Annotated in this window: 8 protein-coding genes and 2 pseudogenes; 5 read left to right on the forward strand and 5 right to left on the reverse strand. The window is 69.7% G+C overall.

Translation table 11 applies throughout. The annotated features are described in order from the left end of the window. Positions 1-3 precede the first annotated feature (3 nt). Positions 4-204: a hypothetical protein gene (locus ACH492_RS38345; RefSeq protein ID WP_398993822.1), complete on the forward strand. Its 201-nt coding sequence runs from the start codon at positions 4-6 to the stop codon at positions 202-204. Positions 205-269: 65 nt separating this feature from the next. Here ACH492_RS38345 and ACH492_RS38350 read toward each other — a convergent pair whose 3' ends face one another. Both ACH492_RS38350 and ACH492_RS38355 read right to left on the reverse strand, forming a co-directional pair. Continuing rightward, entirely contained in the window at positions 270-755 is a 486-nt protein-coding gene (locus ACH492_RS38350; RefSeq protein ID WP_398993824.1) for a hypothetical protein, read from the reverse strand. Between the two features lie 351 nt (positions 756-1,106). Next, positions 1,107-1,802, reverse strand: coding sequence for a VOC family protein (locus tag ACH492_RS38355; protein WP_398993826.1), 696 nt, complete (start codon positions 1,800-1,802; stop codon positions 1,107-1,109). Between the two features lie 268 nt (positions 1,803-2,070). Between ACH492_RS38355 and ACH492_RS38360 the strand changes: the two genes are divergently transcribed. The 4 genes from ACH492_RS38360 to ACH492_RS38375 all read left to right on the forward strand — a co-directional run bounded on the left by ACH492_RS38360 (position 2,071) and on the right by ACH492_RS38375 (position 5,189). Continuing rightward, on the forward strand, positions 2,071-2,286 hold the full coding sequence (locus tag ACH492_RS38360) for a DUF5988 family protein (protein WP_398993828.1): 216 nt from the start codon (positions 2,071-2,073) through the stop codon (positions 2,284-2,286). A gap of 314 nt (positions 2,287-2,600) precedes the next feature. After that, positions 2,601-3,521 carry an ABC transporter ATP-binding protein gene (locus ACH492_RS38365; RefSeq protein WP_398993830.1) on the forward strand — a complete coding sequence of 307 codons (921 nt, stop codon included), beginning with the start codon at positions 2,601-2,603 and terminating at the stop codon, positions 3,519-3,521. 1 nt (position 3,522) lies between these two features. Next, complete coding sequence (locus ACH492_RS38370) at positions 3,523-4,290, forward strand: ABC transporter permease (protein ID WP_398993832.1); 768 nt, start codon at positions 3,523-3,525, stop codon at positions 4,288-4,290. 125 nt (positions 4,291-4,415) lie between these two features. Beyond that, positions 4,416-5,189: an FkbM family methyltransferase gene (locus tag ACH492_RS38375; RefSeq protein WP_398993834.1), complete on the forward strand. Its 774-nt coding sequence runs from the start codon at positions 4,416-4,418 to the stop codon at positions 5,187-5,189. Between the two features lie 60 nt (positions 5,190-5,249). On the opposite strand, the gene ACH492_RS38380 is transcribed toward ACH492_RS38375, so the two are convergent. The 3 genes and pseudogenes from ACH492_RS38380 to ACH492_RS38390 all read right to left on the reverse strand — a co-directional run. Further along, positions 5,250-6,317 (reverse strand): ketoacyl-ACP synthase III family protein, encoded by a 1,068-nt coding sequence (locus ACH492_RS38380; protein ID WP_398993836.1) that lies wholly within the window; start codon positions 6,315-6,317, stop codon positions 5,250-5,252. A gap of 13 nt (positions 6,318-6,330) precedes the next feature. Next, positions 6,331-17,016 (reverse strand): annotated as a pseudogene (locus ACH492_RS38385) (type I polyketide synthase); the annotation flags it as partial. A gap of 97 nt (positions 17,017-17,113) precedes the next feature. After that, positions 17,114-23,542 (reverse strand): annotated as a pseudogene (locus tag ACH492_RS38390) (type I polyketide synthase); the annotation flags it as partial. Between the last annotated feature and the right edge of the window lie 295 nt (positions 23,543-23,837).

Below are 23,837 nucleotides of genomic sequence, written 5' to 3' on the forward strand. Positions count from 1 at the left end.
GCGGTGAACTTCCTCGGGCGGGGTGCGGTGCTTGTCCAGCTCGCGGTGGCGCTGGTGCTCGGGGCGCGAAACCTGTCCGAGGCGGAGGCCCTGCTCGCCCATCAGGCCGGTGTGTTCGGCTCCCCGGCCTCGGATTGCACTCTGCGCAGGCTGCTGGACAGCATGGATGACACGGTCCTGGTCAAGATTGCGCGAGAACAGTGATCACCCCTGACGAATCGAGGTTTGGGTGAAGGACTGTCCGAGGGCGTCATAGCGGGATCTGGCCATCAAAGCTGGTGGCCCGCTGCTTCCAGCTTGTCAAGGACGCGGACTGTGACTACCGCATAGAGAACATGCGGGATGACGTCTGAGACCCAGTCCGAGGTTGCCCAGGTCCGTGGATCCGTGATTCCCAAAAGAATAATCGGCGCATTTGTGACAGTTAGGGCAAAGAGAGACGCAACGACATAGCGGGAAGCCTTCGTCGGAGGCCAACCAGCAGCCTGTGCCAATGACAGCGCCGCCCCCATGCCCAGCCCCACGGTGTATCCGGTCAAGGAGCCAAGGCCAGCGATCCGGTTCTCCAGGATCTGATCGTCCCCGGGGATTCGAATACGGAGCTTCGCGGCAAGGCTACGCACTGTGATCTCAGGTGTATCGCTGATGGGCCGGCCTCGAAGCGCGATGTCGGCATAACCTGCGATATTGAGCGCGGTCGTACCGGCGAGTCCCGCAACAGCGCCGTGAAGAAGCGGCCGCATAACTCTGATCATGGGCGGTCCTCCTGCTGAGCAGGCAATCTCGAGTCGGTGACCCGTACCCCGAGGCTGAGCTTCAAGAGTCCCATTTCCGTGGACGCTCCGCATCACAGGACGTGTGAGTGGACGACGGCGGGACCAGCGGTAGGAGCGTCCGCAGAGCCCCCGGTTCGGGGTGAACAACCGTCCCGGCCCGTCCTGATCGGATAGCGGTGGTGACTGCGTCTATGGTCTATGCCGGTGCGCTCGCGTGAAGCGCGTGCCGCACGGCCGCTGGGGGATGCGGCGTGGGATTGTCCTGCCTCGGTCTTTGACAGGTCTCACGCAGGTGATCGCCGTGGCGTGATCTTCTCGGTTCTGCGGCCGTCATCGTCCAGGCTGTCGCACTCGGACCTCTTGAAGCAGCCACCCATTGCCGTCCGGGTCGCTGAACGTCGCGTACGAGCCGTAGCTGAGACCATTGGGGTCTGGGCCGTCTACCTGTTCTTGGGCGCCGGTGTCGTAGACGCGGTGGAAGATCTCGCTGACCTCGACACCCTGGCTAATCAGTCGGGCGCGGGTTTGGTCGAGGTCTTGGACGACGAGGTACATGCCCTGGGCGGAGCCTGCTGCCGCAGGGGTGACTCCGCGGCCGAAGTGGATCGAGCATCCCGACCCCGGAGGCGTCAGCTGCACAATCCGGAATTCCGGGCCCGCCTCGTAGTCCGCATCGAGCCTCCACCCCAAGCCCTGGTAGAAGCGCAGGGCACGATCGACGTCAGCCACCGGCATCACGACGACCTCAAGATTCATATCCATGGTCGGCTCTTCATCGACGTCCGTTGCGCCGTCCTGCTTTGCGGTGCCCATAACGACCTCCCATGCCGCTGTCTGGTTAGGTTCATGGCCTCTGAAAGCCCGCAACTGGCGGAACACCATCGTCACCAGGGGATGCACCGGTAGTTGATCACGCCTGCCGGCGCCCGCTCCTGCGGCTACCTGGACGCGCGTGCAAGCCTCGGCGCCATGCTCGCGGAACGTGATCTCCAGCCTACGCTCGCGGACCGTGAACTGCTCGCCCACTAGCTGACGTAATCACGCGACGGCCCACCCCGAACGGCCCGGGGACATTACGGGCGAACTGCCGAGCAGGCCAGCGACCAAATCCCGCTGACGAATCGAGGTTAGGCGTCCCCGCGGCCGACGTACCGGGACTCCGTGCGAGGCCTGCCTCACGGAACCCTTTAGGGGTTTCCCGAGCGCTGCCGCTGCTCCAATGGCCTGTAGTGAATCGCCTTCCCGGAAATCGGTCGGTGAGCAGTCGAACGGCCTTGAAGAAGGGCAGTTGGCCATGCTGATGAACGAAATGAATGTACTGCTTCGCGGTGGCCCCAACCTGGTCGCGGACAAGGAGAGGGTCCGCTACGTAAAGGACGTGACCTCCAAGCTCAAGCTCGCATGCGGCAACCGCTACGAGCACTTTGAGCCGACGACGGAAATCGTCCGGCAGAACGGCCAGACGCTCCAGGTGTTCGTCTGGACGGGCTGCACCTACATGGCCGAGTAGCCCCCAAGGCGGCCGGCAGCCGGGCACCCGCTGGATGTACGGGGAGCCCGGCCGCCGCCCGTGCCTGCATCGGGAGCGGGCCGCGCAAAGGGACAACCACCGGACTCTCCTCTCGAGGCGGAACCGTGACCCTGGCCTCCATCTTCGGAACCGATGCGCGGCGCTACAAGTCGGACGGTGTGATCGAGTTCTACGAGATTTCGGCGTGGACCTCCCGGGTGACCGGGCGAGGCGCTGAAAAACAACTGAACAAACTCCTAAAGGTCCTGGGAACCCCCCAGACACGCCTTGGACGGGCCCCCTACCTTGGCCGAATGATCGACCTTACGGGCGTGACCAAGCGGTACGGGAAAAAGGTGGCGGTCGACGACCTCACGTTCTCGGTCCGGCCCGGTTCCATCACGGGCTTTCTCGGTCCCAACGGGGCCGGTAAATCCACCACGATGCGCATGGTGCTCGACCTGGATCGCCCGACGTCCGGCCATGTGCGGATCGGCGGCAAGCGCTACGCCGAGCTGAAGGAGCCGCTGCGGCACGTCGGCGCGCTGCTGGACGCCAAGGTGATGCACAGCGGGCGCAGCGCCTACGACAACCTCGAGTGCCTGGCGGTGAGCAACCGTATTCCGCTCACCCGGGTGAACGAGGTGCTGGAAGAGGTGGGGCTCGCCTCGGTGGCCAGAAAGCGCTCCAAGGGCTTCTCACTGGGCATGGGTCAGCGGCTGGGTATCGCTGCCGCGCTGCTCGGCGACCCGGAAATCCTGATGTTCGACGAGCCGGTCAACGGGCTCGACCCCGAGGGCATCGTCTGGATCCGCACGCTGATGAAGGATCTGGCGGCCAAGGGACGCACGGTCTTCGTCTCCAGCCACCTGATGAGCGAAATGGCGCTCACGGCGGATCACCTCGTGGTCATCGGCCGGGGCCGGTTGCTGGCGGACACGCCCATGCCCGACTTCATCGCTCGTAACTCCCACTCGTACGTCCGGATCCGCACCCCGGAGCCGGAGAAGCTGCATGACGCGCTCGCCGATGCCGGCATCACGCCGCGGACGACCTCAGAGGGCGCCTTCGAGGTGTCCGACGTCCCGGTGGAGCGGCTGGGCGAACTGGCCTGGCAACAGCAGGTGCCGCTGCACGAGTTGTGCACACACCACGCCTCGCTGGAGGAGGCGTTCATGAGGATGACCGGGGAAGCGGCCGAGTACCGCACCGAGCCGGGCGGAAAGGATGCCTGACATGCCCGCACTGTCCGCGGTCCTCCACTCGGAGTGGGTCAAGATCAAGTCGGTCCGCTCCACCGGCTGGACGCTGGCCGCCGCCTTTGTGATCACCGTCGGATTCGGCACCCTGATCTGCGCTCTGTCCAACAGTCAGTTCGACGATCTGCCGAAGGCCGACCAACTGTCCTTCGACGCCGCCGGTACCGCCTTCACCGGCGGGGTACTGGGCCAGCTCGCGATGGTCGCGTTCGGTGTGCTGGTGGTCGGCAGCGAGTACACCACCACGATGATCCGTATCTCACTGGCGGCCGTGCCGCGGCGCGGCATCTTCTACGTCTGCAAGCTCACGGTCGCGACGGTCGTCGCGACCGTCGTCGGCTTGGCGACGAGCGTAGTCACCTTCTTCGCCGGGCAGGCAGCGCTCGGTACCCACAGCACGACGATCGGCGAGGACCATGTACTGCGCGCGGTGATCGGTGCGGGACTGTACATGGCGCTGATCGCCCTGCTCTCGATGGGTGTTGCGGCGATGCTGCGCAGCACCATGCTGGCCATGGGCATCCTGATGCCCTTCTTCTTCCTGATCACCCAGATCCTGGCGTCCGTGCCCGGCACAAAGAAGGTCTCCCGGTACCTACCGGACCAGGCGGGCGCGGCGATGGCGCGCGTCGTGCAGCACTCCGACTCGCCGTACGGCCCGTTGGGCGGATTCGGCGTGATGATGCTGTGGGTGGCCGTGGCGGTCATCGGCGGCTATGTGCTGCTGCGGAAGCGGGACGCCTGAATCAACCGCCCTTCGAACCTGAATCCACGTTCCCTTTTAGGAGAATGCCGGGGCTCATTGGTGCACGCTTCCACAGCGGGCGCCAATGACCTGCGGCACTACACACCGTTCCGGGAGAATCCCTCATGACCGACATCAGGTCTGTACAGGTCGCCGACGGCGTCTCGTTCTTCGTACCGCAGGCGGAGGGGGTGCTGTTCTCCGAGATCGGCTTCATCTACAACGAGATATTCGAGGACCGCACCTATCTCCGGCACGGCATCGAGCTCTCGGACTCGTCGCGGATCGTCGACGCCGGTGCGAATGTCGGGCTATTCACCATCTTCGTCAAGCAGCAGTTTCCCGGCGCGCAGGTGCTCGCCCTGGAGCCGATCCCGGACATCCACGAGGCCCTGCTGAAGAACCTCGACGCCCACGGCGTCGAAGGCGTCGACACCCGCAGGATGGCGCTCGGGCTGAAGCACGAGCCGGGGGTGCGCTTCACCTTCTATCCGGCGATCCCCGGCAACTCGACCCGCTATCCGGAGCAGAAGAAGGTCGGCCAGGACGTCACCGTCCAGCAGATCGGGCAGGAGGCCGTCGACCGTGTGATGCAGGGCGTGGAGGTCGACGTCGAGGTCGACCGGCTGTCCACGGTCCTTCGCGAGTGGGCTCCGGACGGCCCGGTCGATCTGCTCAAGGTCGATGTCGAGGGAGCCGAACTGGACGTCCTGGAGGGCCTGGACGCGGACGACTGGCAGCGGATCAGGCAGACCGTCATCGAGGTCCAGGACCTCGACGGACGACTCGACACGATCACCGGGATCCTGGAAAGCCACGGTTTCTCCGTCACCGTCGAACGCGCCGACCTGCCCGAGGTCTTCCACTACTTCATGGTGTACGCCACGCGTCAGCCGTGACGCCCGTCGACAGCTCGGCCCGGCACCTCGGCTGAGGTGCCGGGCCGTTGCGTTGTGGCCTCAGGCCGGATTGCCCGAAGCCTCCTGCCGGGCCCAGGACGGCACGTCGAGGATGGTGAGCACTGCCGAGGAGGAGACCCAGCCCGGCCCCGAACTCGTCATCAGGACGTGGTCGCCCGGGGCCACCTGTCCGGTCGTCAGCAGATGGTTGAGCGACACGGCCATGTCACAACCACCCATGTGCCCGAAGATCCTGCCGAATTCCCAGTTGGAGCGTGACATCGGCAGCCCGAGGGGCTGCATCTTCATCTGGTCGATCATGCGCGCGTCGGTGTTGGACGCCACCACCCATGCGAGATCAGAGGCGTTGAGACCGGCATCGACTAGCGACCGGTGCACGATCTCGAGTTCGAAGTCCCGGATCATCTCCATGCATTTGTCCAGCGGGACGACATGCTGGTTGAAATACGAGAGCAGCTCAAGAACGCTCGAAGCACCGTTGGTCTTCTCCCGGAACGGCAGCAGGGACTCCTCACCGCGGTGCCACTGCTCCAGCTCCGGCAGCGTGCCGGAATTGATCGCCCGCAGCGCCGCGCAGCCGCTTTCGCCGCTGAAGAGCACGGCGGCGCCGGCGTCACTCGCGGTGAAGCCCGTGCCGAATCCCTTCCAGCGGTCGATCATGGGGGAGGTGAAGTTCTCCGCCCCGGTCACCAGCACCGAGGAGGCCGCCGCCGCACCCGTCATCTGCCCGACGGCGATCTCGAACGCCCCGAGCATCCCATTGGAATGGTGGCGTACGTCGACGCTGGGAACGTCGCCTGCTCCGAGCTCCCGCAGGATGTAGCCGGGCAGGTGACACGTCTCGGGCCCCTGCTGTACGGAGGTGCAGTGGATGTGGAAGTCGAGGGAGTCGACGTCCTCTTCCGACCGGCCGAGTGCCTGCCGCGCGGCGAAGACCGCCATGTCGACCGCCGGGAGGTCGCCGGCGATGTAGGCACCGGTCAGCCCGGTGCCGTACTGAATCGAGTATTCATCGTAGAGGCCCTCCTCGACTGCCTTCTCCGCACTCACCCACTCGTCCGGAAGGTGCACCCCGACTGTGTCGACGTAGACGCCGTCTGTCTTCATTTACTGCCTTTCCCTAGTGTTGCGGGTCCACTGCGGCCCGGGGGCGCAGAAGCTCTTCCTTGAGGTGCGATGCCAGCCGCTGAGGAGTGTCCTGATCGAACAGGAGCGCCGCCGGTAGGCGTAGCCCCGTGGTCTCCCGCAGCCGGTTGCGCAGGGCGAAGGCGGTCAGCGAGTTGAGCCCGATCTCCCTGAACGCCCGTGTCATCTCCACCGCGTCGGACGACGGGTACTCCAGTACGGTCGCCACGTCCGCCCGTACGAGGTCCATCAGCAGGGAGTCCCGCTCGGGGTCGGGCAGACCCGCCAGACGTCGCTTCAGGAGGCTGAGGACTCCCGACGGACTGCCCGGCTGCCCTGCGGAGCGCCGGGTCGGCGTCCGCAGCAGACCGCGGAGCAGAGCGGAACCCTCACCGGTGACCTCCTCCGGGTCGAGGGCCGCGAGGTCGAACCGCACCGGCGCGACGGCTGCCGTGTCCAGACGGCAGGCTGTATCGAACAGGTCCAGGCCCTCCGCACAGGACAGCTCGGCCAGACCTGCGTGCAGCGCCCTGCGCGGGTCTGCCCCCGCCGGCTCCGCGCCGTCCCCCGCGTCCCACGGACCCCAGCCCAGCGACAGACCGGCACGGCCGCCCGCCCGCCGGTGCTGCGCCAGTGCGTCCAGGAAGGCGCTGAGTGACGCGTGGCCGCCCCGGCCGAGAGCTCCCAGAGTCCCCTCGACGGAAGAGAACAGCACGAATGCGGAGAGATCCTGATCGGCGGTCAGCTCATGGAGATTCAGGGCCGCGTCGATGCCCGGGCGCAGCAGCGCGTCGAGGCCTCCGGGGGTCGCTGCGGCAGCTTCGGCACCGTCCGGCGCGCCCGCCGCATGCACGACCGCCGTCAGCGGGTGCTCCGTCGGGATCCCGGCCAACAGCCCGGCCAGCGCGTCGCGGTCGGCCGGGTCGCAGCCGGTCACCGTGACGTGAGCCCCGAGGGCGGTGAGCCGGTTCTTGAGCGCGGCAACGTCGGCACTGTCTTCGAGGCCCGGCCGGACGGTGAGAAGCAGCCGCCGCACCTGGTGCTCGGCGACCAGGTGCCGGGCGACGGCCGCACCTGGCGTCGCGGTGGCACCGGTAACCATGACGGTGCCTTCCGGGCCGGACGGGAAGGCGGCGCCCACCGAGGCCGCGGGAGCCTGCGTCCTGATGAGTCGGGGGACCCTGAGGGTGCCCTTGCGCAGCGCCAGTTGGGGCTCCTGGGCCGCCAGCGCCGCAGGCAGCGCACGCCAGGACGCACGGTGTCCGTCCAGATCGGCCAGGACGAACCGCCCGGGGTCCGCCAGTTGTGCCGAGCGGATGAGACCCCACAGCGGTGCGGCGGCCAGATCCGGACCGGCAGCGCTGTCACCGGCGACCACTGCCCCCCGGGTGAGGAACACCAGCCTGGAGAAGGCGAACCGTTCGTCGGAGAGCCAGTCCTGGGCGAGTTCCAGGGCCCGGCGGGCGGCAGATGCCGCAGACTCCTGCAGGCCGCTGACGATCACTGCTTCCGGCGCAGGAACTCCGGCGTCGAGCGCCGTGCCCAGCGCGGCCAGATCCGCGTACATCTCCGTGTAGACCCCGGCCTTCATCAGTGACGGCCTGGCTGCCAGGGCGTCATGGCCGACCACGGCCCAGCGGGCCCCGGACTCAGGCGTGTTGCACGCCGCTTCGAGCCAGTCCAGCCGGAACAACCGGCTGCGCTGCTCCGCGCGAGCGCTCCTGAGCTGCCGGGGGGCGACCGGCCGGAGTGCGACAGCGCCGATCGACGCGACCGGCAGTCCGGTGTCGTCGGCCACCGCCGCCGTGATCACGTCCGGTTCCGTCCAGGACAGCCGCACCCGCAGCGAGGAGGCGCCCGAGGCGTACAGCGCCACGTGGCGCCACGCGAACGGAAGCCCCGGCGCCCGGCCGTCGTCCGCCCCGGATGCCAGCACATGCAGCGAGGCGTCCAGCAGGGCGGGGTGCAGACCGAACCGGGCCGCCTGTTCGCGCTGTTCCTCCGGCAGTACGACCTCCGCGAAGAGGTCGTCGCCCCGGCGCCATGCCGCCCGCAGCCCCTGGAAGGCCGGCCCGTACACAACACCCGCCTGCGACAGGGCGTCGTAGAAGCCGTCGAGTTCCAGCGGCTCCGCCTCCGCGGGCGGCCACAGTTCGAGGTCGAACGGCACGTGCGGGGCGGTCCGGGCCAGGATGGCAGTGGCGTGACGCGTCCAGGGCTCCCCGGGAAGCGCGGCCTCCGGCCGGGAGAACACGCGCAGTGTGCGCCGGCCCTGCTCCTGTTCCTGTTCCTGTTCCTGTTCCGCTCCGACCGTCAGCCGCAGCCGAACGCCCTCTCGCTCGGGCAGCACCAGCGGGGTTTCCACGGTCAGTTCATGCACGTGGTCGTAACCGACCTGGTCACCGGCCCGGACCGCGAGTTCCACGAATACGGACGTCGGCAGCGGCACGATGCCGACGACTGCATGCTCCGCGAGCCACGGGTGCGAGGTCAGCGAGAGACGGCCGGTGAGAAGCCAGCCGTCCGCATCGGGCAGTTCCACCGCCGTATCCAGCAACGGGTGGTCGGCCCGCCCGGGACCGTGCGGCGCGCCGACGGCGGCGGACGGCAGTGCGGACGGCTTCATCCAGTAGTGGCGGCGCTGGAAGGCGTACGTCGGCAAGTCCACCCGGCGGGCTCCGGAGCCCGCGAACACCGCGCGCCAGTCCACCTCGACCCCGTGCACATGGAGTTCGGCCATCGCCGCCGCCATCAGGGGGGCACCTCCCTGGCCGGCCTCTTCCGAGCACACCGTTACCGCGGCCGCCCCGGCCTCCTCCGCGGTCTCACAGACCGCGCCGGCCAGCACCGGGTGCGTGCCCAGCTCGACGAACACGCCGTGCCGGCTGTCGAGCAGCGTGCGTACGGCATCCGCGAATCGCACTGGCTCCCGCAGGTGCGCGAGCCAGTGCTCCGGGTCCAGCCCGGCCGTGTCCAGCCATCCGCCCGTGACCGTCGAGCAGAACGGCACCTGCGCGTGCACCGGCCGGATGTCCGACAGCGCCTCGACGAGCTCCTCGCGCAGTTGCTCGACCTGTGAGGGCAACGGCCGTTTCCCGGGCACCTGTTGTGCGGGGACACCGTCGGCCCGGCACTGGGCGAGCAGTTCGTCGAGTGCGTCCGGTTCGCCGGACACCACAACAGAGGCCGGTCCGTTCACCTCGGTCACCGAGATCCTTCCCTCCCACCGCGCCAGACCGGCCTGCACCTCCGCGAGCGGCAGGGCGACCGACACCGCACCCCCGCACAGCCGTTGGGAGGCGAGCGCCCTGCTGTGCAGTGCCACCGCCCGCGCGCCGTCCTCCAGCGAGAGGGCACCGGCCACACAGGCCGCCGCGATCTCCCCCTGGGAATGGCCGACCACCGCCGCCGGCGCGACTCCGTAGGAGAGCCACAGCGAGGCGAGCGAGACCGTCACCGCCCACTGGACGGGCAGGGCGATGTCGACCCGGTCCGGCCATCCCGGCTCCGCCGATCCCGACACCACCTCCAGCAGCGACCACTCCACGTAACTGGACAGCGCGCGTTCGCAGTGGGCCATCGACTCGGCGAACGCGGGTGAGGACTCCAGCAGCTGCGCGGCCGCCGCGGTCAGCGGGCCCGGCACCCGCCGCCCCGGATCCGGGCAGACGAATACCACCGCGGGGGCGTTGTCACCGGATCTGGCCCTGCCTCGCACCACCGTGCCGCCGGGATCGCCCTCGCAGAGCGTCCGCAGCTCCCGCAGGGCCGCTTCCCGCCCGGAGGCCAGGACCACCGCACGGTGCTCCAGCGCGGACCGGGTCGTGGCCAGGGACAGGCCCACATCGCTCAGCCGCAACTTCGGATCGGCCTCCAGGAACGAGCACAGCCGTGCCGCCTGTCCCCGGAGCGCATCCGCGCTCCGGGCGGAGACGGGCAGCGGAACCACCGACAGCTCGGACCAGTCATCTCCCGAGCCGGACTGCCCGCCCGTGCTCTGCGTACCGAACGAGCCGGCTGCGGAGCCGTCCTCGTCGCGAGCCTGCTCGATGATCACATGCGCGTTGGTGCCGCTGATACCGAACGCCGACACCCCGGCCCTGCGGGGCCGGCCACTGCTCGGCCAGGCCGTCTGTTCGGACAGCAGCCGGACGTCGCCCTGGGACCAGTCCACGTGCGGCGTGGGCTCGTCCGTGTGCAGGTTCTCCGGCAGCAGCTCATGACGCATGGCCATGATCATCTTTATGACGCCACCCGCACCCGACGCCGCCTGGCTGTTCCCGAAGTTCGACTTCATCGATCCCAGCCACAACGGCCGGCCGGGCTCACGGCCCTGTCCGTACGTCAGCATCAGTGCCTGCGCCTCGATCGGGTCGCCCAGCGGCGTACCCGTTCCATGGGCTTCCACCGCATCGATGTCCGAGGCGGACAGCCCCGCGCTCGCCAGCGTCTGCCGGATGAGCCGCTGCTGGGCCAGGCCGTTCGGCGCGGTGAGCCCGTGGGAGGCTCCGTCCTGATTCACCGCGCTACCTGCGACAACGGCCAGCACTGTGTGACCGTTGCGCCGGGCGTCGGAGAGTCGTTCGAGCAGCAGCAGACCGACGCCCTCGGAGAGGTTCGTCCCGTCCGCGCCCGCGGCGAACGGCTTGCACCGCCCGTCCAAGGCCAGCGTCCTCTCCCGGCTGAACGCCAGATAGGGATCGGGCTGCGACATGACGGTGACCCCACCGGCGAGAGCCAGGTCGCACTCGCCCGACCGCAGCGCCTGGGCACCCAGGTGCAGTGCCACCAGCGCGGACGAGCACGCGGTATCGACGGCGACCGACGGCCCCTCCAGGCCGAAGGCGTAGGACACCCGCCCGGCTGTCACGTTGCCGGCCGTCCCCATCTGCATGCCCGACACGTAGTCCTGGTACGTCACACCGGCGAAGACCCCGGTCCGGCTGCCCTTCAGTGAGGCGGGGGCGATGCCGGCCCGCTCGAACACCTCCCACGATGTCTCCAGCATCAGCCGCTGCTGCGGGTCCATGGCCAGGGCTTCGCGCGGCGATATCCCGAAGAACTCCGCGTCGAACTCTCCGGAGTCGTAGAGGAATCCGGCCTGCCGCAGGTATGTCGTGCCGGGCCGGTCCGCATCCGGGTCGTACAGTGCCTCGATGTCCCAGCCGCGGTCGGTCGGGAACGGCCCGAGCCCTTCCCGGCCTTCGGCGACCAGTTGCCAGAGCGACTCAGGGGAGTCCACTCCGCCGGGGTACCTGCACCCCATCCCCACGATCACGACCGGGTCGTCGTTCACCGCCACGAGCGGCGGCATTGCCGCGGACACGTCCTCCGCTGCGCCGTCGCCGTCCATACCGAGCGCGGACAGCAGATGCCCCACCAGGGCGCCTGCGGTGGGATGGTCGAACACCAGCGTGGCAGGCAACCGGAGACCGGTCTCCTGGCTCAGCCGGTTCCGCAGGGTGATCGTGGTCACCGAGTCGAAACCCAGCTCCTTGAACGGCCGCTCGGACTCGACCAGTTCGGCCGTGTCGTATCCGAGGAGCGTGGCCACCTGCGTACGCACCAGATCCGAGACCACCCGGCGCCGCTGTGCCTGCCCCATCGCGGCCAGTCGCCTGGCGAGCCCGGAATCAGCCGCCCCGACGCCGGACTCGGCGGCCCGACGGGTGGGGGCTCGCAGCAGACCGCGCAGCAGACCGGGCAGTTCGCCGGCCTCCGCACGCGACCGCAGCGACGCGATGTCCAGCCGGGTCGCCACGAACAACGCCCCGTCGGCCGCTGTTGCGGCGTCGAACAGGGCCACCCCCTGCTCGGTCGACAGCGGCAGCGCGCCGCCCCGGGTCATACGCGCGATGTGCGCCTCGGCCAGTTGCGCGGTCATCCCGCTGGTGGCCTGCTCCCACGGCCCCCACGCGAGCGAGGTCATCGGCATGCCGGCCGCCCGCCGGTGATGCGCCAGGGCGTCGAGGAAGGTGTTCGCAGCCGCGTAGTTGCCCTGTCCCAGGTTCCCCTCCAGACCGGCGACGGAGGAGAACACCACGAACGCCGACAGGTCGAGCCCACGGGTCGACTCGTGCAGGTTCACCGCCGCATCCACCTTCGCCCGGAAGACGTTGGCAACGCTCTGGGGCGTCTGTGATGTCAGCAACCCGTCGTCGAACGTCCCCGCGGTGTGGACCACGGCGGTCAGCGGGTGTTCGGCCGGTATCCGCGCCAGCAGCGCCGCCAGCGCCTCCCGGTCGCCCACGTCACAGGTCTCGACCGTCACATCGGCCCCGAGGGCGGTCAACTCGTCCCGGAGCTGCGCCGCCCCGGGTGCATCCGGCCCGCGGCGACTGGTCAGCAGCAGACGCCGGACGCCGTACACGTTCACCAAGTGGCGGGTGAACACCTGGCCCAGTCCTCCGGTGCCGCCCGTGATCAGCACGGTCCCTTCGGCACTGAACCGCGGGTCCGTTCCCTCGTCCGCGGGCGGGCGCATCCGGGCCAGCTGAGGCGTCAGCAACTCACCTGCCCGCACCGCGACCTGCGTCTCACCGCTCAGCAGCGCTTGGGTCGGCAGCTCCTCCGCGGATTCCCGGTCGACCAGCACGATGCGCCCCGGATGCTCGGACTGTGCGGAACGCACCAGTCCCCACACCGGGGCATGCACCAGGTCCGACACCGGGTCGTCCGCTCCGGCGGCAACAGCCCCGCAGGTCACCACGGCCAGCAGCGTCGCGTCGAAGCGCTCGTCGCCCAACCATGCCTGAAGAAACGCCAGTACGTCCGCCGTGGCCTCCTGCGCCGCCGCAGCGACACCGGACCCCGTTGCGTCTGCGTCCGGCCCGAGGACCAGCGCCGCCACCCCGGGCTTCGCGGCACCCGCGTCCAGGGCCGCACCCAGGGCTGCCAGGTCCGCGTACGCCTGCGCGGATACTCCGGACCCCGCGAGCCCGGCCGCCATCGGCGCACCGCCCGTGTCCAGGACCGCCCATGCGTCCGCCGCCGTCTCGATCGGCGCGGCGTCCGCAACGACGGTCACCGGTTTCCAGTCCAGTGTGAACAGCGCATCCCGCTGGGCGCTTCCCGCTCCCGCCAGCGCCTCCGTGGGGACAGGCCGCACCGAGAGCGCATCCACCGTGGCCACGGGACGGCCCATGGTGTCCGCGAGGGCGAGTGAGACCGTGTCCGTCCCCACGCCGGAGAGCTTCACCCGCGCGGCCGTGGCACCCGAGGCGAACAGGGACACGCCGCTCCAGGCACAGGGCAGAGCCATCTCTGCGGCGTCGGCCTCCGGGAGGGCCGTCAGCATCGTCTGCAGGGCCGCGTCCAGGAGCGCCGGGTGCAGCCCGAACGTACCGGCTTCCTGCCCCGGCTCCTCCATGGACACCTCGGCGAAGTAGTCCCCGCCGAGCCGCCAGACCGCCCGCAGTCCCTGGAACGCCGGGCCGTACTCGTACCCGGCTGCGGCGAGCCGGTCGTGGAGCCGGTCCACGGAGACGGGCTCTGCGCCTTCCGGCGGCCACACACCGAGATCGAAGGAGGGGACCGGTGCCTCGCGTGCCAGCACCCCCGCGGCATGGCGCGTCCAGGCGGGCTCCAACTCCTCGTCGCCCGGCCTGGAATGGATCGTCACCGCGTGCCGCCCGGCCTCGTCCGCGGCACCGACGAGGATCTGCAGCTGGACCGTTCCCCTGGGGGGCAGCAGCAGCGGGGTCTGAACCGTCAGCTCCTGGAGGAGGCCGCATCCCACCTCGTCCCCGGCCCGGACCGCAAGCTCCACCAGCGCCGTCTCCGGCATCACCACCGCCCCCGCCACCTTGCGATCGGCGATCCAGGGCTGAGCTTGCAGGGAGAGCCGGCCCGTCAGCAGGATGCCGCGCGCATCGGCGAGTTCGACGGCGGCTCCCAGCAGCGGGTGGCGCGTGGCGCCCAGGCCCGCCGCCGCGAGCCCGGCCGAGGCGGGGCCCGAGGTCGGCAGCCAGTGGTGCCGACGCTGGAAGGCGTACGTCGGCAGCTGCACCCGCTGGGTCCCGGCCGGATGGGTCCCGGCCCCGGCGAACAGCGCCGGCCAGGCCACGGCCGCCCCGTGGACGTACAGGCCCGCCATCGCCGCCGTGAACGCCCGGTCCTCGGGCTGGTTCTTGCTGAGGGCGGGGACCAGCAGCCCGCCGTCCAAAGACAGGCTCTGCGCGGCCATGGCGGTCAGGGTGCCGTCCGGGCCCACCTCGAGGTAGCGGGTGACGCCTTCCGCCTCCAACCGGCGGATGCCGTCGGCGAACCGCACGGCCTGCCGGACGTGGCGTACCCAGTAGTCCGCAGACGCGATGTCCTCGGGCCTGGCGGACTCCCCGGTGAGGGTGGAGACGATCGCGATCCGCGGCGTCTCGAAGGTCACGCTCTCCGCCACCCGCCGGAAGTCCTCCAGCATCGGCTCCATGAGCGGCGAATGGGACGCAAGGCTCACCCGGAGCCGCGTCGCTTTGCGGCCCAGCTCACGGAAGCGTTCCGCCAGTTCGGTGACCGTGTCCTCGGTGCCGGCGATGACGGTCGCGTCGGGACCGTTCACCGCGGCGATGCCCACCTCGCTCTCGCGGCCTGCCAGCAACGGCAGCACCTCCGCCTCCGACGCCTGGAGAGCGACCATGGCGCCGCCTGCCGGGAGGGCCTGCATCAACCGGCCGCGTGCCGCCACGAGACGGCACGCATCCTCCAGTGACCACACCCCCGCCACATGCGCCAGCGCGAACTCACCGGTCGAGTGCCCCAGCAGCACATCCGGCCGCACGCCCCACGACTCCACGAGCCGGAACAAAGCCACTTCGAGGGCGAACAGCGCGGGCAGCGCATAGTCGATCCTGTCCAGCAGTCCGGCGTCCTCGCCGAAGACCACGTCCCGCAGCGGGCGCTCCAGCTCCACGTCCACGTGCGCGCACACCGCGTCGAAGGCGTCCGCGAACACCTCGAACTCCTCGTACAGCTCCAGGCCCATCCCCAGCCGCTGTGACCCGCCTCCCGCGAACAGGAAAGCCGTCTTCCCCGCGCCACCCGCCGTACCGGTGACCACGGATGGCGCGGCCCCACCGGCCGCCAGCGCATCGAGTCCCGCCAGCAACTCCGCCCGGTCCGCGCCCAGCACGACCGCCCGGTGCTCGAACGCCGACCGCGTCGTCACCAGGGATCCGCCGACCTCCACCGGATCCAGCTCAGGGCGGGCACCCACCCATTCCGACAGCCGCTCCGCCTGGGCGCGCAGCGCCGCACGGCTGCGCCCCGACACCACCCACGGCACCACCGGGAGCGGCCCGGACGCCGCGGGCTCGTCGCTCTGCTCGTCGCTCTCGGCTGGAACATCGGCCGGAGCCTGCTCCAGGACCACGTGCGCGTTGGTCCCGGACACCCCGAACGCCGACACCCCGGCCCGGCGCGGACGCCCGTCCACCGGCCAGTCCGTGTTCTCCCGGAGCAGTGCCACCGCGCCTGCCGACCAGTCCACGCTCGAGGACGGCACGTCCGCGTGCAGGGTGCGGGGCAGCACTCCGTGCTGAAGCGCCAGCACCATCTTGATCACACCGGCCACACCCGCAGCCGCCTGCGTGTGACCGATGTTCGACTTCACCGAACCCAGCCACAACGGCCGGTCCTCATCCCGGTCCTGCCCGTACGTGGCCAGCAGCGCCTGAGCCTCGATCGGATCGCCCAGCGTGGTGCCGGTGCCGTGCGCCTCCACCGCGTCCACATCGGACGGCGCAAGGTCCGCGCCCGTCAGGGCGGCCCGGATCACCCGCTGCTGCGACGGCCCGTTGGGAGCGGTCAGGCCGTTCGACGCACCGTCCTGGTTCACCGCACTGCCCCGCACCACCGCCAGCACCTGATGGCCGTTGCGCCGCGCGTCCGACAGCCGCTCCACCACGAGCACGCCGACGCCTTCGCCCCACCCCGTGCCGTCCGCGTCTTCGGAGAACGCCTTGCACCGGCCGTCCGCCGACAGCCCGCGCTGCCGGCTGAACTCCACGAACACATTCGGCGTCGACATCACGGTCACACCACCGGCGAGCGCGAGGTCGCACTCCCCCGACCGCAGGGCCTGTGCGGCCAGATGCAGCGCCACCAGCGACGACGAGCACGCCGTGTCCACCGTCAGCGTTGGGCCCTCCAGACCCAGTACGTACGCGATCCGGCCCGACATCACGGACGCCGTGATGCCCGTGGCGAGATACCCGTCGGCGTCCTCGGGCCGGTTAAGCATGAGGGCCAGGTAATCCTGGCCGTTGGATCCCACAAAGACGCCGGTGCGGCTTCCCCGCAGCGCGCCTGCTTCCATGCCCGCCCGCTCCAGCGCCTCCCAGGACGTCTCCAGCAGCAGCCGTTGCTGCGGGTCCATCGCCGCCGCCTCCCGCGGCGATATCCCGAAGAAGGACGAATCGAAGCGCGGCGCATCGTAGAGAAAGGCGCCCTGGCGTGTATACGTCGTCCCCTGCCGGCCTGACGGGTCGTAGATCCCGTCCAGGTCCCACCCGCGGTCCGCCGGGAACTCCGAAACCGCGTCCTCTCCCTCGGTCAGCAGCCGCCAGAAGCTCTCGGGCGAATCCACTCCGCCCGGGAACCGGCACCCCATACCGACGATCGCGACCGGCTCCTGCCGACGTGTCTCCGCCTCCTGAAGGAGGCTGCGGGTCTGCCGAAGATCTGCTGTGACCAGCTTGAGGTATTCCCGCAGCTTCTCTTCGTTGTTCGCCATCGTCTACCACTTTCCCGAGGTGAGGTATGAGCGAGCGTTACAGAGACTGGGGTCAGGAGATTCCCAGTTCTTTGTTGATGAGATCGAACATCTCGTCATCGGTGGCTTCGTCGAGCTTCGCCACCTTGCGGCCCGCATCGTCCGCAGCCTCGACGCCCGTCCAAAGGGCCAGGAGTTCCCTCAACTTGGCGGTGACCCTGAGGTGCGTTTCCCCGTTCGTCTCCGCCGGCCCGGCCGCGGCCAGCACAGCTGCCAGCTTGTCGACGTCGGCCACGACCCCGGTGCTTTCCGGAGTATCAGTGTCAGGACCGTGAAGCTCGCCGTGCAGGAACGAGGCGAGGTCGAGCGGAGCCGGATGGTCGAACACGAGGGTGGCGGGCAGGCGCAGCCCCGTCACCGCATTCAGCCGGTTCCGGAACTCCACCGCCGTCAGTGAATCGAAACCCGATTCCCTGAAGGCACGGGCCGCGTCGACCGACTCAGCATTCGCGTGTCCCAGCACCAGAGCAGCCTGCTCCCGCACCACATCCACCAGCATGCGGCCACGTTCTTCTGCCGGGCATGCCGCCAGCCGTTCCCGCAGCCCATCGGCTCCTGCCGTCGACCGCGCCACTTCCCATGCGGCGCGCGCCTCGGGAAGATCCGCCAGCAACGGACTCACCCGGCCGGCGGTGAACGCCGGTATGAACTGCGACCAGTTCACCTGGGCCACCACGGCGGCAGGCTCCTCACCGCCGGCGATCCGGTCCAGGGCCACCAACGCGGACTCCGGATCCAGCGCGCTCAGACCCCGTCGGCGCAGGTAATCTCCCAGTCCCTCGTCAACCGCCATGCCGCCATCGGCCCACGGTCCCCAGGCCACCGACGTCGCCGGCAGCCCCAGCGCCCGGCGCTGCTCCGCCAGCGCATCCAGATACGCGTTCGCTGCGGCGTAGTTGCCCTGCCCCGGAGAACCGATGCTTCCCGCGAACGACGAGAACAGTACGAACGCCGACAGGTCACGCTCTCGTGTCAGCTCGTCCAGGTGCGTGGCCACAGCGGTCTTTGCCCGCAGCACCGCGGCGAACCGCTCCGGCGTCAGTGCTTCGATCACACCGTCGTCGAGCACACCGGCCGCGTGCACCACCGAATCCACCGGATACTCCGCCAGCAGACCCGCCGCCGCGTCACGATCGGCCACATCGCACGCCACCACCGACACGCGCACACCCGAAGCGGCCAGCTCGTCGCGCAACTCGGGAGCGCCGGGCGCCTCCAGGCCACGACGGCTCACCAGCACGAGATGCTCCGCACCTCCCGCCGCGGCCCACCGCGCCACTCGTACGCCGAGCGCACCCGTACCACCGGTGACCAGCACCGTCCCTGACGGCCTCCATCCCCCACCGAGGCCGCCGGGCGAGACCCGTCCGAGCCGACGCCCGAACACACCGGACGCCCGGACCGCGACCTGGTCCTCACCTTCCGCACCTGCGAGCAGCCCTGCCAGACGAGCCGCCGCCCGCCGGTCCACCACCTCGGGCAGATCCACCAGACCGCCCCAGCGGTCCGGGTATTCCAGCGCCGCCGCCCGGCCCAGACCCCACACTGCCGCCTGGGCCGGATCCGGAGCCCCGTCCGAGCGCCCCACCGACACGGCTCCCCGCGTCAGCACCCATACCCGCCCGCGGACATCGGCGTCGCCCAGCGCCTGAACCAACGCCGCCGTTGCCGCCGGACCCGCCGGCACCCCGTCCTCACCGACACCGGAGAGCCCCAGGAACGACAGCACACCCACGACCGGCCCCTCGCTCCCGGCTGCACCGAGGGCGGCGGCAAGCTCCGGCCTGCTCATGCCGGGCTCGTACGCCACCAGTTCCAGGCCGGCCCCTCTGGAAGCCAGGGCCTCGATCACGGATCCGGCCCAGGCGTCCTGCAGGCCCGCCGGAACCACTGCCAGCCAGCGCCCTGATACGGCGCCGGAAACCGTGCCCAAGGGCTTCCAGCTTGCCCGGTAGAGCCACTCGTCCACCCGCGACCGCTTGCGCTGCCCGCGCCGCCACGACGACAGGGCCGGTACCAAGCCGCCCAGCACCTGCTCGTCGACGCCCAGCGAACCCGCCAACGACTCGACGTCTCCACGCTCGACCGCGTCCCAGAAGCCCGCGTCCGCCCCATCGGAAGCGACCGGTCCGGAACCCGGCTGCGCGCCGTCCGGCCAGAAACGCTCACGCTGGAACGCATACGTCGGCAGGTCCACCCTCGACGGTCGCGCACGATCGAACACTGTCTTCCAGTCCACCCGCACACCGTGGGTGAACACCCCGGCGACGGCCGACAGCAGCGCGCCCGCCTCCGACCGGTCCTTGCGCAGGACCGGTACGAGCAACTGCTCGGCGTCCTCAACACACCCCTGGGCCATGGCGGTCAGCGTGCCGTCGGGGCCCAACTCCAGGAACCGGCTGACGCCCTGCTCCTCCAGGCGCTGAATGCCGTCGGCGAACCGCACCGCGTGGCGGACATGCCCCACCCAGTATTCGGGCGAGGTGAGTTCCTCCGATGTGGCCGGCTCGCCGGTCACATTCGACACGACCGCGATCCGCGGCGACTCGTACGAAATGCTCTCCGCGATCTGCCGGAAGTCCTCCAGCATCGGGTCCATCAACGGCGAGTGGAACGCATGACTCACCCGCAACAACGTCGTCTTACGCTCCAGAGCACGGAAGTACTCGGCGATCTCCCCGACCGCCTCATCAACGCCGGAGATCACCACCGCATCCGGACCGTTGACCGCCGCCAGGCCGACCTCGCCCTCCCGGCCCGCGAGGAGGGGCAGCACCTCCGCCTCCGACGCCTGGACAGCGACCATCGCCCCGCCCGGAGGAAGACCCTGCATCAACCGGCCACGCGCGGCCACCAGACGACACGCATCCTCCAGCGACCACACCCCCGCCACATAGGCCGCCGCCAACTCACCGACCGAATGCCCCAACAACACATCCGGCCGCACACCCCACGACTCCACCAACCGGAACAAGGCGACCTCGATCGCGAACAACGCAGGCTGAGCGAACTCCGTCCGGTTCAACAGCTCCGCATCATCACCGAACACCACCCCCCGCAACGAACAACCCAACTCACCCTCGAACCGCTCACAGACCTCATCGAACGACCGGGCAAACGCGGGGAACACCCCGTACAACTCCCGCCCCATCCCCAACCGCTGCGAACCCTGACCCGCAAACAAAAACGCCGTACGGCGACCGGACGGCCCGCCCGTCCCCAGGACGACACCTGGATCGGGCTGCCCCACGGCCAGTGCCCGCAGACCTCGCAGCAGTTCCGCCCGGCCTTCGGCCAGGACGACCGCACGGTGCTCGGTCAGCGACCGGGTCGTGACCAACGACAGCGCCACATCGCAGAGCCGGAGCCCCGGGTCGGCGTCCACCCGGGCCCACAGCCGCTCTGCCTGGCCCTGCAAGGCTGAAACGTCGGCCGCCGAAATCACTACCGGCGTCACAGGAAGCTCGAACTCGGCCTCCGGCTCCGGGCCGTCCCCGGTCGCTGCCGGCCCTTCCGGTACTTCCGGTGCTTCCGGTGCTTCCGGTGCTTCCGGTGCTTCCGGTGCTTCCGGTGCTTCCGGCACTCCCTGGACCTCGACCGGGGACTGCTCGATGATCACGTGCGCGTTCGTCCCGCTGATCCCGAACGAGGACACACCCGCCCTGCGCGGCCGGTCCACCTCCGGCCACTCCGTGTTCTGCGCCAGCAGCTTCACGGCCCCGGCGGACCAGTCCACATGTGGCGACAGCTCGTCCACGTGCAGGGTGCGCGGCAGTACCCCGTGCCGCATCGCCATGATCATCTTGATCACGCCGCCCACACCCGCGGCCGCCTGCGTGTGACCGACGTTCGACTTCAACGACCCCAGCCACAATGGCCGATTCTCAGGCCGGCCCTGCCCGTACGTGGCCAGCAACGCCTGCGCCTCGATCGGATCCCCGAGCGGCGTGCCGGTACCGTGGCCCTCCACCGCGTCCACGTCCGCCGCCGACAGGCCCGCACCAGCCAGCGCCTGCCGGATCACCCGTTCCTGCGACGGACCGTTCGGCGCCGTCAGACCATTCGACGCACCGTCCTGATTCACCGCACTACCACGGACCACCGCCCACACCCGATGCCCGTTGCGGCGAGCGTCCGACAGCCGCTCCACCAGCAGCACACCCACGCCCTCGGACCACGCCGTACCATCCGCGCCCGCGCCGAACGCCTTGCAGCGCCCGTCCGCAGCCAGCCCCCGCTGCCGGCTGAAGTCGACGAAGGTGTCAGGCGTCGACATCACGGTCACACCACCGGCCAGCGCCAGATCACACTCGCCCGACCGCAACGACTGCGCGGCCAGGTGCAGAGTCACGAGGGACGAGGAGCACGCCGTGTCCACCGTCATCGCCGGGCCTTCCAGACCGAAGGCGAAGGAGATCCGGCCGGAGGCGACGCTGCCCGTGTTGCCGGTCAGCAGATAGCCGTCGGACTCGTGCACGCCCTCCCGCAGACAGGAGCCGTAGTCCTGGCCCATGACGCCCGCGAAGACGCCGGTCCGCCTCCCTCGGAGCGTTTCCGGGTCGATGCCGGCTCGTTCGAAGACCTCCCACGACGTCTCCAGCAGCATCCGCTGCTGAGGATCCATCGCGAGCGCCTCACGCGGCGAAATCCCGAACAGCCCCGCGTCGAACGACGCCGCGTCGTAGAGGAACCCGCCCTTCTGCACATATGTCTTGCCGAGCTTCCCCGGATCCGGGTCGAACAGGCCCTCCAGGTCCCACCCGCGGTCGCCCGGGAACCCGCCGATTCCCTCACCGCCGTCCACGACCAGCTGCCACAGATCCTCAGGAGACTCCACGCCGCCCGGGTACCGGCAGGCCATTCCGACGATCACCACCGGATCGTCTTCCACCCCAGCCATGGCGGGCAGTGCAGATCCGGAGAGCTCTTCCTTGCCGCCCACCAACTCGCCCAGCACATGCCGAGCCAGCGCCGCCGGAGTCGGATAGTCGAACACCAAGGTCGCCGACAGCCGCAGCCCCGTCACTGCGTTCACCCTGTTGCGCAATTCCACCGACGTCAGCGAGTCCGAGCCCAGAACCTTGAACGACTGATCCGGCTCGATGTCCGCGGCCGAGGAATACCCGAGCACCGACGCGGCCTGAGCACGGATCAGTTCCAGCATGAATCGTTCGCGGTCGGCCGGGGACATCGGGACAAGGCGCTGGACCAGGTCGTCGGCCCCGCCGCCCAGTGCACCGGATCCGGCGGTACGGCGCTGTGAAGCGCGGAACAGACCCCGCATCAGCGCGGGGATCTCTTCCCCCAGTTCCCGGAGCGCCACTATGTCCAGGTTCACCGGCAGCAGTACGGCCCGTGCCAGATCCAGGTCCAGGTCCGGTCCGCCGTCCAGCACGGTGTCGAGGTGGCCCAGCCCCTGTTCCCCGCTCAGCGGCAGGACGCCGCCTCGCGCCATCCGGCGCAGATCCACCTCACTCAGGTCACTCGTCATGCCTGCGTCCGGTGCCCAGGGGCCCCACGCCAACGACGTGGCCGGCAGACCGAGAACGCGGCGCCGTTGCGCCAGGGCATCCAGGAATGCGTTCGCCGCCGAGTAGTTGGCCTGGCCCGCACCACCTAGCGTCCCGGCCGCAGAGGAGAACACCACGAACGCCGACAAGTCCATTGTCCTCGTGAGCTCGTCGAGGTTGGCCACGGCGTCCACCTTCGGCCGCAGCACGGCGTCCAGACGCTCCGCCGTCAGCGAGGAGACGACTCCGTCGTCCATCACGCCGGCCGTATGCACCACCGCCGTCAGGGGATGCTTCGAAGGGATCGAGGACAGAAGGTTTTCGAGGGCCTTACGGTCCCCCGCATCACAGGCCGCGACGGTCACCTCGGCGCCCAGGCCGGTCAGTTCCGTCACCAGCTCCCCGGCGCCCGGGGCGTCTGCCCCGCGCCGACTGGCCAGCACCAAGTGCCGCACCTCCCGCTCGGTCACCAGATGCCGCGCCACCAATGCGCCCAGACCGCCTGTCCCACCGGTAACCAGCACCGTTCCGTGGGAGAGGGTGCGCCGGGTCTTCTCTTCTGTCGGTCGGCTGCCGACAGCGCCAGGCAGGGACACGGGCGTCGGCCGGGAGCCGGCTCGCACCAGCCTCGGCACATGGACGGACCCACCACGCAGGGCCAACTCCGGCTCTCCCGAGGCGAGCGCCGCCGGGAGCACGCCCCAGGATTCCGTTGTCGCGTCGACATCCACCAAAACGAACCTGCCGGGGTTCTCGGTCCGTGCCGACCGTACGAGACCCCAGACGGAGGCCAGGGCGGGATCGGGCGCACCTTCATCGAAGGCCACCGCGCCCTCGGTGACCACGACCAGGCGGGAGTCCTCAAAACGCCGCTCGGCCAGCCATTCCTGTACCAGCGTCAGCACCTGCCGGGTCACCGCATGGGTCGCCTCGGCCAGACCGGTCCGGGAGGCAGGCAGTCCGCAGACGAAGAGAACCGTCTGAGGAGCATCCCCTTCGTCGTCGGCGACCGTGGCCAGGTCGGCCCACGCCTGTACGGGGACAGCTAGCGCGTCTTGCAGGGCAGGGCCGTCCTCTGCCGCGGACTCTCCGACCACAGCCCACTCACCCTCGGACACGGCGGGCGCGTCGAGTGTCGGCGATGTGATCCAGTCGAGTTGGAAGAGTCCGTCGCGGTATCCGTTGCGGGCACCGGCGAGCAACTCGGCCGAGACCTCTCTCAGGACC

The organism is Streptomyces sp. NPDC019443, from assembly GCF_044389785.1.
In the GTDB taxonomy this organism is placed as follows: domain Bacteria; phylum Actinomycetota; class Actinomycetes; order Streptomycetales; family Streptomycetaceae; genus Streptomyces.

Coding starts and splice junctions, on each gene's coding strand:
- ACH492_RS38365 (WP_398993830.1), top strand. CDS start 2,601: ATGATCGACCTTACGGGCGTGACCAAGCGGTACGGGAAAAAGGTGGCG.
- ACH492_RS38350 (WP_398993824.1), bottom strand. CDS start 755: ATGATCAGAGTTATGCGGCCGCTTCTTCACGGCGCTGTTGCGGGACTC.
- ACH492_RS38360 (WP_398993828.1), top strand. CDS start 2,071: ATGCTGATGAACGAAATGAATGTACTGCTTCGCGGTGGCCCCAACCTG.
- ACH492_RS38375 (WP_398993834.1), top strand. CDS start 4,416: ATGACCGACATCAGGTCTGTACAGGTCGCCGACGGCGTCTCGTTCTTC.
- ACH492_RS38370 (WP_398993832.1), top strand. CDS start 3,523: ATGCCCGCACTGTCCGCGGTCCTCCACTCGGAGTGGGTCAAGATCAAG.
- ACH492_RS38380 (WP_398993836.1), bottom strand. CDS start 6,317: ATGAAGACAGACGGCGTCTACGTCGACACAGTCGGGGTGCACCTTCCG.